The organism is Melissococcus plutonius ATCC 35311 (genome assembly GCF_000270185.1).
Lineage (GTDB): Bacteria > Bacillota > Bacilli > Lactobacillales > Enterococcaceae > Melissococcus > Melissococcus plutonius.
The window spans coordinates 118,821-134,151 of record NC_015517.1; the positions used below are offsets into that span (position 1 = coordinate 118,821).

Annotated in this window: 12 protein-coding genes and 1 other annotated feature; of the genes, 4 read left to right on the forward strand and 8 right to left on the reverse strand. The window is 29.3% G+C overall.

Annotated features, from left to right (window positions below; genetic code table 11):
• The first annotated feature begins 462 nt into the window (after positions 1-462).
• Positions 463-693 (forward strand) — a binding site (T-box leader).
• Positions 694-755: 62 nt separating this feature from the next.
• The 4 genes from serS to sdaAA all read left to right on the forward strand — a co-directional run bounded on the left by serS (position 756) and on the right by sdaAA (position 5,094).
• Entirely contained in the window at positions 756-2,027 is a 1,272-nt protein-coding gene (gene serS / locus MPTP_RS08780) for a serine--tRNA ligase (RefSeq protein ID WP_013774774.1), read from the forward strand.
• 410 nt (positions 2,028-2,437) lie between these two features.
• Positions 2,438-3,466 carry a PTS sugar transporter subunit IIC gene (locus MPTP_RS08785; RefSeq protein ID WP_013774773.1) on the forward strand — a complete coding sequence of 343 codons (1,029 nt, stop codon included), beginning with the start codon at positions 2,438-2,440 and terminating at the stop codon, positions 3,464-3,466.
• 27 nt (positions 3,467-3,493) lie between these two features.
• A complete protein-coding gene (sdaAB, locus tag MPTP_RS08790) occupies positions 3,494-4,195 on the forward strand; it encodes an L-serine ammonia-lyase, iron-sulfur-dependent subunit beta (RefSeq protein ID WP_013774772.1) in 702 nt (233 codons plus the stop codon).
• A 107-nt stretch (positions 4,196-4,302) separates the two neighbouring features.
• Entirely contained in the window at positions 4,303-5,094 is a 792-nt protein-coding gene (sdaAA, locus tag MPTP_RS08795; RefSeq protein ID WP_231849685.1) for an L-serine ammonia-lyase, iron-sulfur-dependent, subunit alpha, read from the forward strand.
• Between the two features lie 40 nt (positions 5,095-5,134).
• On the opposite strand, the gene MPTP_RS08800 is transcribed toward sdaAA, so the two are convergent.
• The 8 genes from MPTP_RS08800 to MPTP_RS08835 all read right to left on the reverse strand — a co-directional run bounded on the left by MPTP_RS08800 (position 5,135) and on the right by MPTP_RS08835 (position 15,312).
• A complete protein-coding gene (locus tag MPTP_RS08800; protein WP_013774771.1) occupies positions 5,135-5,488 on the reverse strand; it encodes a hypothetical protein in 354 nt (117 codons plus the stop codon).
• Positions 5,489-6,088: 600 nt separating this feature from the next.
• The gene (locus MPTP_RS08805) at positions 6,089-8,137 is read right to left on the reverse strand and encodes a hypothetical protein (RefSeq protein ID WP_231849684.1); all 2,049 of its coding nucleotides are present in this window, start codon (positions 8,135-8,137) and stop codon (positions 6,089-6,091) included.
• A gap of 731 nt (positions 8,138-8,868) precedes the next feature.
• The gene (locus MPTP_RS08810; RefSeq protein ID WP_013774769.1) at positions 8,869-9,411 is read right to left on the reverse strand and encodes a phenolic acid decarboxylase; all 543 of its coding nucleotides are present in this window, start codon (positions 9,409-9,411) and stop codon (positions 8,869-8,871) included.
• A 632-nt stretch (positions 9,412-10,043) separates the two neighbouring features.
• On the reverse strand, positions 10,044-10,883 hold the full coding sequence (locus MPTP_RS08815; RefSeq protein ID WP_013774768.1) for a sugar ABC transporter permease: 840 nt from the start codon (positions 10,881-10,883) through the stop codon (positions 10,044-10,046).
• A 5-nt stretch (positions 10,884-10,888) separates the two neighbouring features.
• On the reverse strand, positions 10,889-12,241 hold the full coding sequence (locus tag MPTP_RS08820; protein WP_013774767.1) for a carbohydrate ABC transporter permease: 1,353 nt from the start codon (positions 12,239-12,241) through the stop codon (positions 10,889-10,891).
• Between the two features lie 147 nt (positions 12,242-12,388).
• Positions 12,389-13,495 (reverse strand): extracellular solute-binding protein, encoded by a 1,107-nt coding sequence (locus MPTP_RS08825; protein WP_013774775.1) that lies wholly within the window; start codon positions 13,493-13,495, stop codon positions 12,389-12,391.
• Between the two features lie 68 nt (positions 13,496-13,563).
• Positions 13,564-13,992, reverse strand: coding sequence for a DUF697 domain-containing protein (locus MPTP_RS08830; protein ID WP_013774776.1), 429 nt, complete (start codon positions 13,990-13,992; stop codon positions 13,564-13,566).
• A 246-nt stretch (positions 13,993-14,238) separates the two neighbouring features.
• Complete coding sequence (locus MPTP_RS08835; RefSeq protein ID WP_013774777.1) at positions 14,239-15,312, reverse strand: DUF916 and DUF3324 domain-containing protein; 1,074 nt, start codon at positions 15,310-15,312, stop codon at positions 14,239-14,241.
• Between the last annotated feature and the right edge of the window lie 19 nt (positions 15,313-15,331).

Sequence of the window (15,331 nt, forward strand, 5' to 3'; positions counted from 1 at the left end):
TTTAATAAATGTCCTATTCCCTATAGGGAATAGGACATTTATTAAATGTATGTTTTTTTTACAGTTTATTTTGCTAGTCTTATTTTTAGTCATTCCCCTCTAAATTACTTGCATTTTTTTATCTATTGATATATCCTCATTCATAAGATTTGGTTATAAAATAATAATTATCATTAATATACCTATAGTAAGTACCTTATTGATAATTGCTTAGTTTTATTTATCATCTCTCTATGTATTTTCTTGTAAATATTTATTACATTATATATTGTTAATGCATACAATAAACGAAATGAGAAAATTATTTTTAACCCAATAGGCATGGATATTTAATTTATAGTTAAAATTTAAAATGGTTTTTTGTTCAAAAAATTATATATTAATATTAAAAATTAATATAACTAACATAAAGTTATTGACAGAGTAATTTCTTTTGCATATAATGAAATTAATAAATGAGAAATATAGTAAATCATTAGAGATAAGTAATTAGGTTTATTTTTTCAGAAAGCTAGTAGTTGATGTAAACTAGTAAAATAACTTAATGAAATCCACTCTACTATAAGAAAATAGAGAAATAATCTATTTCGGTCAGTTGCCGTTATCTACATAATTGAGTGCAATATTAAATTAGTTTATCTAATTTTATTGAATTTGGGTGGTACCGCGGATTTAAGCTTATCCGCTCCAATGAATTTTAATTCATGGAGTTGGATAAGCTTTTTTTATTAGAAGTTAAGAAAGGATGATACAAAATGTTAGATATTAAAAAAATACGGAAAAATTATGATAATCTTATTGTTTTATTTGAACAACGTGGTGTTGAAAAATCTACTATTGATCATTTACTTGAATTAGATCAAACACGTAGAAATATACTACCAAAATTAGAAGAACAAAAACAACTAAGGAACAAATTATCTGACGAAGTAGCAGAATTAAAGAAAAGTAATCAATCTTCCGAAGAAAATATCGAAAATATTCGTAAAATCAATAAAAATATTAAGGAATTAGCTGGTGAATTATCTCTAACTGAAAAACAATATACAGATATTTTAGTAAATTTGCCAAATTTACCAGATGAAACTGTACCTTTTGTCCAAGATGAAGATGATAATATAGAAGTTAAACGTTGGAGTAAACCAAGACAATTTGACTTCCATCCCAAAGCACACTATGAAATTGGTGAAGCTTTAGATATTCTTGATTTCCAACGTGGAGCAAAAGTAACAGGTGCTAGATTTTTATATTATAAAAATTTAGGTGCACGTTTAGAAAGAGCCATCTATAATTTTATGTTAGATACACATATTAATGAACACGGCTTCCAAGAAATGATTACTCCTTATATGGTTAATAGTAAGTCTATGTTTGGTACTGGACAATTTCCTAAATTTAAGGAAGATGTTTTTCAAGTAGCTGATACTGATTATACACTTATTCCTACTGCTGAGGTTCCTTTAACAAATTATTATGCAAACGAAATTTTAAGCGAGGATGAATTACCTATTTATTTCACTGCTATGAGTCCTTGCTTCCGTTCTGAAGCTGGTAGTGCTGGTAAAGATACAAGAGGGTTAATTCGTTTACATCAATTCCATAAAGTTGAAATGGTTAAATTTACTACTGAAGAAACTTCTTATGATGAATTGGAGAGCCTAACACGGGCAGGTGAAGAAATACTTGAAAAATTAGAATTGCCTTATCGAACGATTGTATTATGTACCGGGGATATGGGCTTCTCTGCTGCAAAAACTTATGATATTGAAGTTTGGATGCCGGCACAAAATACTTATCGTGAAATCAGTTCTTGTTCTAATTGTGTTGACTTTCAAGCAAGACGGGCAATGATCCGCTATAGAACAAAAGACGGAGAAATTAAATATGCACATACATTAAATGGCTCTGGATTAGCTGTTGGTAGAACAGTTGCTGCTATTATTGAAAATTACCAAAATGAAGATGGCTCAGTAACTATTCCAGAAGTATTGCAACCTTATATGGGTGGTCAATCAGTGCTTAAATAAAAAATAAGTAGAAAGCATTTATTTAAGGCTTTCTACTTATCCTTTTATCTAAAATATCTACATAACTGCTCCAATTTAGATTAAAATTTAAAAAACAAAATAAAATTTATATAAAAAAATTCATAATATTATCTTTTAATTTTAATAAATGTTTATTTAATGGACCTTTAGGTTTATTTAAATAAACATTTTATTTTTTGGGAAAATATTTTAAATATCATAGGCTTTTAGCTATTTTTTAATATGTATTGACAACGATAGTAAAATTAGTACAATGTATATCGGTGATAAAATTATTAGTGATCAATATTTTTGTTATTATATTCTTTATTAAAAACTGAATATACTTTTTTGTGAAATTTATAATTAGTATATTCATTTTTATAAATGTGAAAATTTGGAGGTTAATTATGAAAATTTTACTTGGTGTCGGCATGTTATTATTAGTTATTTTAGTTATGTTTCTGTTTGCGTTTTATGCGCCAAATGGACGTAAGGCTTTATCTGCTTTATCAGGTGCTGCATGTTCAACTTTTTTACCTGAAGCTTTCCTACATTATGCGATCGGTGATGTATTTCACATACAGTATGTTGCTAAAATAGGTGAAACTATGGGAGGTTTAGGCGGTTTAGCAGCTGGAACGTTAGTCCCATTAGCATTTGGTATTAGTCCAGTATTTTCTGTAATTATGGGTGTTTCTTTAATTAATTTTAAACTTTTACCCGCTTTTGTTGCAGCATACTTGTTATCTTTCGTCCTAAAACAACTTCAAAAATATATTCCTGAAGGAATTGATTTGATTGTTATCATCTTAGTTATCCCACTCTCTACTTACTTTGTTGCTGATATCATCCAACCATTTGTAATGGGTATACTACAAATCATTGGAAACTCTATCCTATCTGCAATTGGAGCAAATCCATATTTCATGGGAGCACTTTTAGGTGTTATTATTCCGATTGTTGGTATGACACCATTAAGCTCAATGGTATTAACAGCTCTTATTGGATTAACAGGTGTTCCTATGGCGATTGGTGCTTTTGGTTGTTTTGGTAATTCTATTTTGAATTTCATGCTATTTAATAGATTACCTTTTGGTGATAAATCAACTGCTTTGGCTGTTACAATTGAGCCTCTTACTCAAATAGACATTATTAGTTCAAATCCTATTCCAATTTTTGGTACCAATGCAGTTGCTGGTGCAATTAATGGAATGATTGTTACTTACTTTGGTTTAAAAGTTCCTGTAACTGGTATGGCAACACCTTGGGCTGGATTATTGGTTGTTTTAGGAAATAACCCAATTAACAAAGCTTTAATTACTGTTGCATGTATTGTTATTTGCAGTTTGGTAATTGGTTTTATTGGTTCTATAGTCTTCAAAAACTTTAAACTTGTAACGGTTAATGATCTTAGAAAAGATACACAAATTTCTTAAAATAAATAGTAAAAGGACATGTTTAGCATGGTAGAAAATATTAAAAATTCTAGAAAAAAACAAAAAGTATTAAACTATAAAAGTTGTTTTGATATCATTGGACCTATTATGATTGGTCCATCAAGTTCACATACAGCAGGAGCTGTCTCTATTGGTCAAGTTGCTAGAAAATTATTTGGCAAAACACCTAAAAAGATTATTTGCAAATATTATGAATCTTTTGCTGAAACCCATAAGGGACATGGGACTGATTATGCTATTATTGCAGGTATTTTAGGTTTTGCTACAAACGATTCACGTGTACCGCAAGCCATTGAACTTGCTGAATCTGAAGGTATTTCTATTGAATTTATAGAAATGGAAGGAGATAGTTCTGTTCATCATGCAAATACAGCCTGTCTATATTTAGAAGATGATACACATAGTATTCATGTGACTGGCATATCTTTAGGTGGAGGTACTATTGAAATCAAATATATTGAAATTGATGGATTTATTATTGAACCACAAGGTACTTTACCTATTTTGTTAACCTTGACAAAAAATGAGAACACAAAAATTGGTATTGAGAATATTTTGAAAGAAAACAATATTAAAATAAATAAAATTGTAAAACTTGAAAATGATCAGGATTACTTATATGAATTTGATTTAGACTCACGTCCATTGCCAGCTATTGCAAATGAACTAGTTAATTTTGATAAGGAAACAAGAATTATTTTATTATAATTTTGTTATTATTAGGAGAGAAAATTATGTATTTATCAATAGAAGAATTTATAACAGCAGCAGAAAAAACTGGAAAATCTTTATCCGATTTAATGATTGAACAGTAAATGGAACAATCTCAAATGAGCTTTGATGATGTGTGGAACATCATGGAACAAAATTTACAAACAATGGAAAATGCTGTTAAACGTTCACAAGAAGGAGAAGGTGTGTTTTCTTCTACTAGTTTGACCGGTGGAGATGCTATTAAATTAAAAAATTATAGAGAAAATCACCAACCTTTATCCGGTGAATTAATGATGAAGGGGATTCAAGCAGCAATTGGTACAAATGAAGTTAATGCTGCTATGGGCGTCATTTGTGCCACTCCAACAGCTGGTGCTGCTGGTACTTTACCTGGAGTATTATTTACGATTAACGAAACGCTTGATTTATCAAAAGAACAAATGATTCGATTTTTATTTGCTGCCGGTTTATTTGGTATTGTGGTTGCTAATAATGACTGTATTGCAGGTGCTACTGGTGGATGCCAAGCTGAAGTCGGTAGTGCATCAGCAATGGCCGCTGCTGCTGCTGTTGAAGTGGCAGGAGGCACACCTCGCCAATCTGCTGAAGCTTTCTCTATTGCTATGCAAAACCTTTTAGGTTTAGTTTGTGATCCGGTAGCTGGTTTAGTAGAGATACCTTGCATTAACAGAAATGCTATTGGTGCTGGCAATGCATTGATTGCTGCTGATATGGCTCTTGCAGATATCAAAAATAAAATTCCAGCAGACCAAGTCGTTTCTGCCATGGGTGAAATTGGTGCTACCCTACCTGCAAGTTTACGAGAAACCGGTCTAGGCGGTGTTGCTGGAACTGATGCAGGAAAAGAAATGAAAAAACGAATTTTTGGCTAAATCTTAATTTTTTGTTTTTTATGTTTATTCTTAACTGATTCTATAAATAATAGGAGGTTGATGAACAATTTTTATCCGCCAGTTTTACTAATAGTTCTTTTAATTTTCGTGTTAAATCAAGTAATTGGTCATCCTCACCAATAAGCATTGTTCTTGAATAATTCTTCATAAATTCTTGATAACTATAAAGTTCTTTTATATCTATTTCTGGATGCTCGTGTTGCTCTTTTACTATATAGCTTGCTAATCGCCATTCAATTCTAATTATTTTTTGTATTGCCTTTTCTCTATTTTTTTTTGCTTGGATAATTGGATAAATGATTGCACCAGCAACAGAGATTACTTTTGAAATTCCTGCTACCCATTCGGATAAACTTCCCCATTCAATTTCCATATTTCTTCAACTCCCTCAATAAATTTTTATAATTATCTGACAATAATTTGTATATTCATTATTAATTATTTTATATTTATACAGATCTATCAACTATCGTTCATCATTATTTATGATTACTTTTTTATTCTTATACAATATACTATATTCTTTTCATTTACTCAAGGCAGTTATTTAATGAGAAATATATGCTTTAATAATTTCTTGTTTTTTTAATTTTTTCTAATTCAATAGTTCATTTCCTATTTTCATTTCTAATAATTAATATTTTTTATGTAACTAGCTAGTTTCTTTTAATGAATCTTTTTCTACCAATAGTGTTAAATTTCAATTATCTATACAATCCCAATAGCACCTTTAAGACAACGGCTTATAAAGTTGGATTCATAAAAAATAACCGTTATCCTGCTAAAGATAAGACGGTTATTTTTTATTGCTCTTTTAATCAATTTAACAATCAAATTGATTGAGGCAATCAATAATAAACATACAAAAAACAAAAAAGCTAAATTATTTCATTTGTTAGTATTTAATTCTTATTATTTTTTATTTTATTCAACAAATTTGTTTTAAAATAGAAAAAATAAAGTTTATTTAGAATTAACTTGGTCCATTCAACAGTGTCCATTCAAGTATTCCTTGATATTTCCCTGGTTTATCTGCTGGTGTGATAATGATAAAAATACTATCATTTTTATCTAATTGGGTAGAGGTCTCACCCGTCAAAATGGTTTGATCTTCCTGATTCAGAATATACTCTTTTCCTTTAATTGTAAAATGAATTCTTTCTAATAATTGTTCCTCGTTTTTTGCAGAAAAAGGTAGCATTTCTTTAATATTAATTTTCCATTTTACCTGAGCATCATCAATGACTTTAATCTCATTTTTTAGCGCATCGGGAAGTAGAATGCCGTATTTCTCGTTCTTAATTTCTGTTTCACCAAAAGAAAAAATAGGGGGTACTCTCAGCTCGGGTTCTCTTGCAATAATTTGTCGTTCTTCTTTATTGCTTTCTGTATTGTAATGATTTGAAACAACATAAAAGATTACTTTTTTGCCTATCCACTCTTTTGGAATATTAAATGTTAGTGAATCTTTTTTTCCATTACTAGTTGTATAATGATGAATTAACTGTCTCTTTCCATTATATTCTCCATATAAATCATATGCATCAGATAGTTCTAAAGAAACAGAAAAATTCATTGTTACCTCTGTTTGTGTTCCTTGATTTATAGTGAGGGAATCTTTATTAAGTATTTCAAAATGAATGTTATTTTTACGTAAATATTGATGTGTAATTTCTTTTGTCTTCTCTAATAATATTCCTTTATCGTTGTTTTCAGAATCGTTAGAAGGAGTGAAAACAGGTTGATAGTTTGGAATATCAGGATATTCCTTTGATAAATCAAAAGACAGAGTTAAAATACTTGGAATGGTTAAGGGATCTCTCAAAATTTTTTCTGGATTATCTATATCAACAAAATTAATATTAATATTTCCTTTATAAAAAATTGAAGATTGTCCCTTACTAATAAATGTGTTGTTTGGTATAGAAGTTGTTTGTACTTCAAACGGTACTTTTAAATAGCCATTGTTATCTATCCTCCCAGGATCTACTGGTTTTTCCTCTGAACCTATCCATTTTGATTTCACTAAATACATTAATGCCGTATTATATAATCGATTATCTTTAGGATTCCTCGCTATTAATATTATGTCATTTTCATCCTTAACAGATAGACTGAATAAATCCGTAAGATTATTCCCATCTGAATCTAACACCTGAAACCCATCAATTTTATATTGTGAAAACGGTAAACTATCTATCTCTTTTCTAAAATTGGTAGCCAAAGCATTGAGCTTTCCATTTGATGCATTTGATTCATCTGCTATGTTATTACTGATATCTTGAACTGCTGTAAGAGTCAGGTCATTTGAATTAAATGTATCAAACCTCTCATCTAGCCCATAAGCATTTGAAAGCATTGAAGCATTTAAATTTTCATAATTATACTTAATATAAGAGTTATAGCCTTGTTTATGATTAAAATTAAAGGATACTTCGGTTGTTGGATATAAAATACATTGCAAAGAACTATTTATCCCAGTATCAACAGCAGAAGTAACATTGTTTTGTAGTGTTAGTTCGCCATTTGATTCTTCCTTATATGTAAACTGATTTGTAGGATCTGCAATTAAATATCTAATTTTATCTTTTCCTATTTTTAAACTCACTTGCTTATTAATTTTATTCCAATTTGTAGTTAAAGGAATAGAAACAGGATTGTTAGCTTGATCAAAAAATTCGAATTTTATTGTAATCCAACCACCTATATCCAAGTCTATATTTAAAAAATCTTTTTTATTAATATATAGACCTCCGGCTCTTCCTGTTAACGTTATCTTTACATTTATATTCTTTCCTTGATAATAACCGATATGATAAATCATTGCTTGAGCTTCACTAGGAGTTTTATTTACATATAGTTTTTCACCATTTAAAACTTCTCCAGACAATTTTTTAAAATAGGTATTTTTTCCATATCTAAAGTTAAATATATCTTTGCTTTCCGGCAACATTGTTCCACTATATTGAAAATTTGGTAGTTGTGTAATAGGGTCAGCATAGCTCTCTTGTATATTAATCATAAAAAAACAAAATATAAAACAAGTCAGGGGTACAAAAATGATTAGCAATTTATTCTTCAAATTTCTTCTTCCCTTATGAATATTTATAAATAGAAATGTAACTACTCAATTTTTAAACATGTTGCTAAAAATTTTTTTTTCATATTTTCTCCTATATATTTATTATATTTAAATGATTAATAACTTTTTCTGTAGTCCAAGTCATCCATTGAAATAACAAGTAAATAATTTCTATACAGTATTTCTTTTTTATTTATTAGTTATCCATCTTTATTGATTAAAAATTTTAATTGATAAAGATGGATAAAATTTTTAATTAAAAAATTAATAATCTGAGAAATTATCATTTTTAGTATCGTCTTTTGCTATTATAAAATGTTTCCTTGAATTAACTCATATAATAAATAAATATAAACTTATTGTCAACATTTTATTTCCAAATAAAAATAATAAATATAAAAATATATCAGAAAAACTCATCCAAATAAAAAAGGGAGAGGCATTCTCCCTTTATCAAGTTAGTATATTAGGTAAATTCTATTTTGATCCTGCTGTCTCTAAAAATTTATTTCAATTCAAAAAATGCTGTATAGTTGTCTATATTCCTTCATTGTTGATATATGTTTCTAATTTCTTTGCTTAGTATAAATACTACCTTAGCTTTGATATATTTTTTTGTTAATTATAAGAATACTTAAAATTAAATTTATTATAAAAATAAATTATTTAAATCAACATCTGTTTATTCTTTTATATTCCTGATCGAAATATCTACCATTGCGGATATCATCGGGCAATTCTTTATAGGGAGCTTCACTAATGACGTCGTCATTATTTAGGCCAGCATTTCCAATGTAGGTAATTGTTGCAAATTCAGGCACCATTAACTTAGGATAAGTCTCATATTTTTCACGAGATTCTTCCATTAGGTCGATGTGTTCATTTTGGTAGGTAACCGTAATTTCAGGGTGATCCTGCACCCACTTTGGAAAGAAGATTGTGCCGTTAAGCTTATTTTCATTAGGAACAAAATCTAATACTACATCAGTTCCAGTGGGTTCCGTCCAAGCTACTTTATAAATACCTTCTGTAAGCATAACGATATCTGCTTGTTGATCTGTTACCCAACGACCAGCAACCATGCCACCATGTATTCTATAATCAACAGTATGATCATTCTTAGCATACCATTCATATTCCCAACCGTTATCATAAGTATAGATAAAGTGGGTTCCCAAAAAATCAGATAATGTTTTAAATATCTTTTTTGACATAGATTTTCCTCATTTCTACATATAAATATAAATATATGTTCATATGTAGAAGATATAATATTAATATAATTATGTCAATATAGATGAAGAAAAAATTATGTTGCAAAAAATTTGTTCATAATACATTATTTTAAGATTACTAAAAGATAGCTCTCAAACAGGTTATAAATTTGGCTAAATATTTTGATTCTAACATAGGTGAATTTTTTGAGTCATAAATAATAGCAATATAACTCGCCATAATGTAAAAATATTATTAACATCTAGTAAAACACAGACTAGTGAAAAGTGGGTTAAAAAAGAATATTTATTGACAATGAAAACAAATAAATTTTAAGACGCTGGCTAGAAGAGTTAAAGATGTTGGATAATCATTAAAATAATGTTTTATCAAAATTGTATTTTATAGAAAATAATAATCACTTAACAGATATAATAAACAAAAAATAAATTTACATTCTTTGGAATGTAAATTCTAAAATCATAGAAAACAACATAGTATAATACTTTAATTATTAGATAAGATATTTTTGTCTAACTTAACTTTACAACTAATTTCAGTTAATACAATTTATATACCATTCTCTTCATAAAATGACTTGATTTAAAGAAAAAGTTAGTTATATTCCTCTTTATTCCTTAACAGATCCACTTGTAATTCCTTCTACATAGTATTTTTGTATAAAGATAAATAACAAAGTGATTGGAACAGCAATGAGTACACAGCCAGCTGTAAAGGCCATAAAATACTTATTCATATTATCTTTTGTTTGCATCGTAAATAAACCAATAGCAACCGTATACTTATTTACATTGTCTCCTAAAATTATCTTTGCAAAGATAAAATCCATCCATGGAATCATAAAAGTAGTTAGTGCGGTATAAACAATCATTGATTTACTTAATGGCAAGGTTATACTGATAAAGATTTGATACCGATTTGCGCCGTCCATCATGGCAGATTCATCTAATGTTTTAGGAATCGTATCAAAGAAGCCTTTAGCAATATAAAATGCCAAGGCAGAAGCCGATGAATAAACCAAAATCAATGCAAACAAACTTCCTGTTAGATTCATCGCTTTTAAAATATAATACACAGCAATCATACTCATAAATCCAGGAAACATATTTAATACTAAAGCTATTTTTAAAAACGACTTTCGCATTTTAAAACGTAAACGACTCAACGAATAAGCAATTGCAATTGTACTTAACGTTGAAATGAGACAACTAAAACTGGCCACAATCAATGTATTTATAAACCATTGTACAAAAGGATAAGTTGAACTTGTCAGTAATAATTGATAGTTCTTTATTGTCCACTGTTTGGGAATAAAGTAGGTGACAAAGGTTCCTCCTTCTTCTCTAAAACTTGTCACAATAATCCAAACAATTGGAAATAACCACACAATTGCCAGGAGTGTTAAAAGTCCGTAGCAAAAAATCAATCCCGTTTTTTTCGTTGTTTTCATTTTGCTTACACTCCTTCTGTTTTGAATGAATTGCTTCGTGTATAGGCAAGTAATGAGAAAGTTGCGGAAAGAATAAAGATAATGATGCCAATTACAGATGCCAGATTATAATCTGCTACTGTTACGGTTAATTTATACAACCATGTTACTAACAAATCTGTCTCTCCTGCTGAGTAATAATTACTATTTGCAGGTTGACCACCTGTTAATAGAAAAATAACATTAAAATTATTAATATTTATAATAAATTGTTGAATGAGACTTGGGAACATTACAAATAAAATTTGTGGAAAAGTAATCTTTTTAAAAATTTGTACTTTAGTTGCACCATCTAATTCTGCCGCTTCAATCTGATCTTTTGGCAAGTTTGTTAAAATACTAGTAGTCACAAGCATAGTGACTGGAATACCTACCCACATATTAACGATAATTATTGTTATTTTCGCCATTATACCATTTGTTAAAAATGGAATTGGTTGAGTAATCCATTGCCATTTTTGTAATAAAGTATTAATCGGTCCAGAATTATTGAATAAATTAGCCATAATTAACAAACTAACAAATTGTGGAACAGCCATCGTAATAACAAAAATAGTTCGCCAAACCTTTTTACCTTTTATTCCTTTCGTATTGATTAATAAAGCTAATAAAATACCAAAGAAAAATGTAGTAATCGTCGCTAGAATTGCCCATACGATTGTCCAAATAAATATGGGAAAAAAAGTACCTGCAATATCACCATGGATCATTTCATTAAAATTTGAAAATCCAACACAATGAAATAGGTTTTTTGACGGTAAATGGTTATGATCATAACTCGTAAAAGCAATAGAAGTCATATAGACTAATGGTAAAACAGTAAATAATAGAACACCTAAAAAGGGTAAACTGATTAAAGTAATATAGAAATTTTCATTTAATAAACTACTCAAATCTTCTCTTAAATTTGGTATCTTTTTTCCTGCTTTCTTTAACTGAAAAATTTTTCGAGTGCTTCTCAAGTTTACAATATATAAAACTACAAAGGCCATACAAATCATAATGGCAACAATGCCAAATAGAAGTAGCAGCATTGAATTATCGCCTGCTTCTTGTACCTCAATTCCTAAAGAATCATCCATAACCCAACTTTGTGCCTTTGTTCCTAAAGTTTGTAGCATCTTTAAAGCCTGAAAACCATAAAAAATGAACCAAGCAATGAAACTGATCTGAAGTAATAAGAACAACAGCCCTTTGATTTTTTGTTTATTCGCAAAATTTGTGCTTCCCATAATCAAATAGGAAGCTTTTATCGGCAGATCTCCTGTTTTGAATACTCGCCAAAAAGAAAGCTGGTTTGTTTGATTGTTCTTTCTCATCCCTTCCTCACTTCCTCTTCTATGCCTATTTTTAACTAATGAATGAAAAATAGGAAAAGAATGCCCTAATATCCTTTCCTACTTAGAAGTTTTATCTTCTGATTATTTTGATTTACTCGTATCTTTTACCAGTTTATCTAATTTTGATTAAAATTGATTTTTAGAGATTTTATGATTATACGTATCATTAATTAAAGCATCGGCTGGTTCCCAAAATGAAACCATTTCTGGCAGTTTTGGCATGGTAACCGAATGTTCTTCATTACTCATTGTCATTACTGCATGGACAACTGCATCCGATTGGACATTTGATTGTTCTAATACTTCTTTATTGGATGGCACAATCCCATTCTTTTCAAATACGGTTAACTGATTTTCTTTTTTTGTAAGATAATCTGCTAAAGCCATCGAGGCCAATGGATTTTTCGTTGATGCATTTACACAAAATAATTTTACTCCTAAAAAGGCTTTTTGTTGGGCTTCGCCATTTCCAAAATTGACTGTCGGATAAGATGTTACTGCGAAATTTTTTCCTAATGCTTTTTTAGCATCATTTTTTGACCATGGACCTGATAAGAAAGCATCAATTTCTCCATTTCTTAATCTAGATAGGGCATCATCATTGGATTGAACAACGCCTTTGTTATCTTTTTGATCATAAATCCAATTTAATACTTGAACGCCTTTTTCATTATTAAAATTTGTTCCTTTTATGTTTTCTCCTGTTTTTCCATAGAGTTCATCACCATTTGACATAAATAGAGGCACAAAGACATAATTCGCATTCTCTTCACTAAAATTTGTCCCTAGTTTTCCATTTTTCGTGATTGTCTCCCATGTTTTCATCTCTTCTGCTGTTAATTTAGATTTATTGTAATAAGCAATCAGTGTTTCCATCCCATAAGGATAGCCATATAATTTGCCATTATACGTAGCTGAATCAACAAGATTTTTTGCGTTATTTTTTTTGACATTATTGGCATATTTTGTGTTTGGATAAATCGTTCCTGCTCCTACTAATTGGCCTAATTGATCATGAGGCATCATAAAAACATCGGCTGCAGCACTTGGATCCTTTTTTACATTTTCTTGGGCTTTTCCTGTCTCACTGGGTTTCACAATGATCTTCAACCCTTTATGTTCGTTTTCAAATTGTTTGACTATAGGTTTATAAATGTCAATAACAGCTGCATCTACCCATAATTTTATGGTCCCCTTCTTCTCTTTTCCGCCTGTAGGTTTTATTTCTTCCATTTTCTTGTTATTATATGCTGTTAAAATTACTATTATTTTTGTTTATAATAAGATAAATTTTAATTTACCTATTTTTTCTTTTTACCTATATTAAAGTTCAAAAATATATATCCTAATATTTCAATGATATCAAAATTATCATTAATTTTATCTTCTTCTAAAGCTTTAGCTAGCTCATTTCCAATTGCCTGCGTTAATGCAACAGCTATCCCTGTATCAATAACGCCACCAACAATTGAACCAACACCTGGAATAAATTTTAAAATATTTCCAGATAAAGTTTTTCCGATAGTTGATGTCATGGTTGAACGTAAAATACCTGTTAAAAAACCTTTAGAAATCTTTTTGTCATAAGCCTTATAAATAGCGATAATCATAGTTGTTTGAATAGGTATTAATAAAAAAGAATCAGCAAAAGGAATTGGACTTATCGTTACACCTGCTGCAGCGATTGACGCTATATGAATTGCTTTTTGTGCATCTGGTCTAATAGACATATCTCCTTCATCTCCATTCTTTTTAAAAATTTGATAAATTGATAGTTAATTTTTTAATTCTACTGTTCTTGAATAACCATTTTTATAAAAAATAAAAGCTAACTATTCATATAAATAATTCTTTAATTTATATATATTCATCTTATTTTGATTATAGATTCTTTCAAATTCCTGTCAAAAAAATAGTTTCATCCATAAATTTATCTGCAATTATAAAAAAATAGGAAGGAAAATTTTCCTTCCTATTTATTTCTTATTTTTCCGTTTTTTCCAAATAAACAACCAAAAAAGAAATAAAACAATTAATAAGATAAATAAACCAATCAACGTATATAACCATGAAAAGTTTTTCTTAATAGTTACATCTGTTTTATTTAATTTTTTTGCTTCATTATTTGCAATTGTAAATTCTTTTTTTAACTTCCAATGATAACGATAGTGTGTCTCTTCCTTTGTTTTGTTGTTTTTCAATAAATAATTGCCTTTTGGATCTTTTTTTCCATAGGCATCTACTTTGATTATATATTTGCCTGGTTGTAATTCATCGCCATTTAGTGGAATAGTTAAGTTAAAATGGGTATTAGGCGCCATCTGCATGTCCTCTTGGAGATTAGTATAAAGTGTGCGATGGGATGCTTTTTTTATAACTGTTGTTCGACAAGCCAATTGGTTTAAATAAACCGGAGCGGAATTTTGCAAATGAGCTTGAATAACATTGCGTGCATTTACTTGGTTCGACCTAGCCTGCGTTAAATGTAAATTAGGTTCTCCATTTTCTTTTGTCTGTCGCATTAATAATGCAACAACATAGGCATACTTATTTTTAATTGCTAATCCATTAGAATTTGTTGAATCCTGTGCCGATGAATTATTTTCTTTTTCGCTAAAAGTAAGTCCACCTGCTATAACTCCTGAGTAAGATTGATCTGGCATATGGACTTTCAATTGATAATTCATTTTACTATGTGGTTTCAGATGAACTTCCTTTGGAGCATTTACATAATCTTTTAATTGATATTTCAATGAATCATCTGTTTTTATTTTTGTTTTTCCATATTCTACAACGCCGTTATCGTTGGTTGTTGTATTATTCACCTGAACAGATAAGAATACCTCTCTATCTGTATCGTTAGTTAACTGAACTGTTAAAAGTTCTTCCTGATTAGGTTTTAACAATAAATCAAAATAATGTTCTTTTTCGTCTACCTGATATTTTGAAGTTTGAGGAGAGACTGAAAAATTAAGCTCAGAGGCCTGATTCTCTACTGGGAAAAAAAGCCAAGTTAATAAAATTACAAGGAGCATACTATATCTTTTCATTTTATCCTACTCCCTTAAT

Coding starts and splice junctions, on each gene's coding strand:
- MPTP_RS08835 (WP_013774777.1), bottom strand. CDS start 15,312: ATGAAAAGATATAGTATGCTCCTTGTAATTTTATTAACTTGGCTTTTT.
- sdaAA (WP_231849685.1), top strand. CDS start 4,303: ATGGAACAATCTCAAATGAGCTTTGATGATGTGTGGAACATCATGGAA.
- serS (WP_013774774.1), top strand. CDS start 756: ATGTTAGATATTAAAAAAATACGGAAAAATTATGATAATCTTATTGTT.
- MPTP_RS08805 (WP_231849684.1), bottom strand. CDS start 8,137: ATGATTAATATACAAGAGAGCTATGCTGACCCTATTACACAACTACCA.
- sdaAB (WP_013774772.1), top strand. CDS start 3,494: ATGGTAGAAAATATTAAAAATTCTAGAAAAAAACAAAAAGTATTAAAC.
- MPTP_RS08815 (WP_013774768.1), bottom strand. CDS start 10,883: ATGAAAACAACGAAAAAAACGGGATTGATTTTTTGCTACGGACTTTTA.
- MPTP_RS08785 (WP_013774773.1), top strand. CDS start 2,438: ATGAAAATTTTACTTGGTGTCGGCATGTTATTATTAGTTATTTTAGTT.
- MPTP_RS08800 (WP_013774771.1), bottom strand. CDS start 5,488: ATGGAAATTGAATGGGGAAGTTTATCCGAATGGGTAGCAGGAATTTCA.
- MPTP_RS08820 (WP_013774767.1), bottom strand. CDS start 12,241: ATGAGAAAGAACAATCAAACAAACCAGCTTTCTTTTTGGCGAGTATTC.
- MPTP_RS08810 (WP_013774769.1), bottom strand. CDS start 9,411: ATGTCAAAAAAGATATTTAAAACATTATCTGATTTTTTGGGAACCCAC.
- MPTP_RS08825 (WP_013774775.1), bottom strand. CDS start 13,495: ATGGAAGAAATAAAACCTACAGGCGGAAAAGAGAAGAAGGGGACCATA.
- MPTP_RS08830 (WP_013774776.1), bottom strand. CDS start 13,992: ATGTCTATTAGACCAGATGCACAAAAAGCAATTCATATAGCGTCAATC.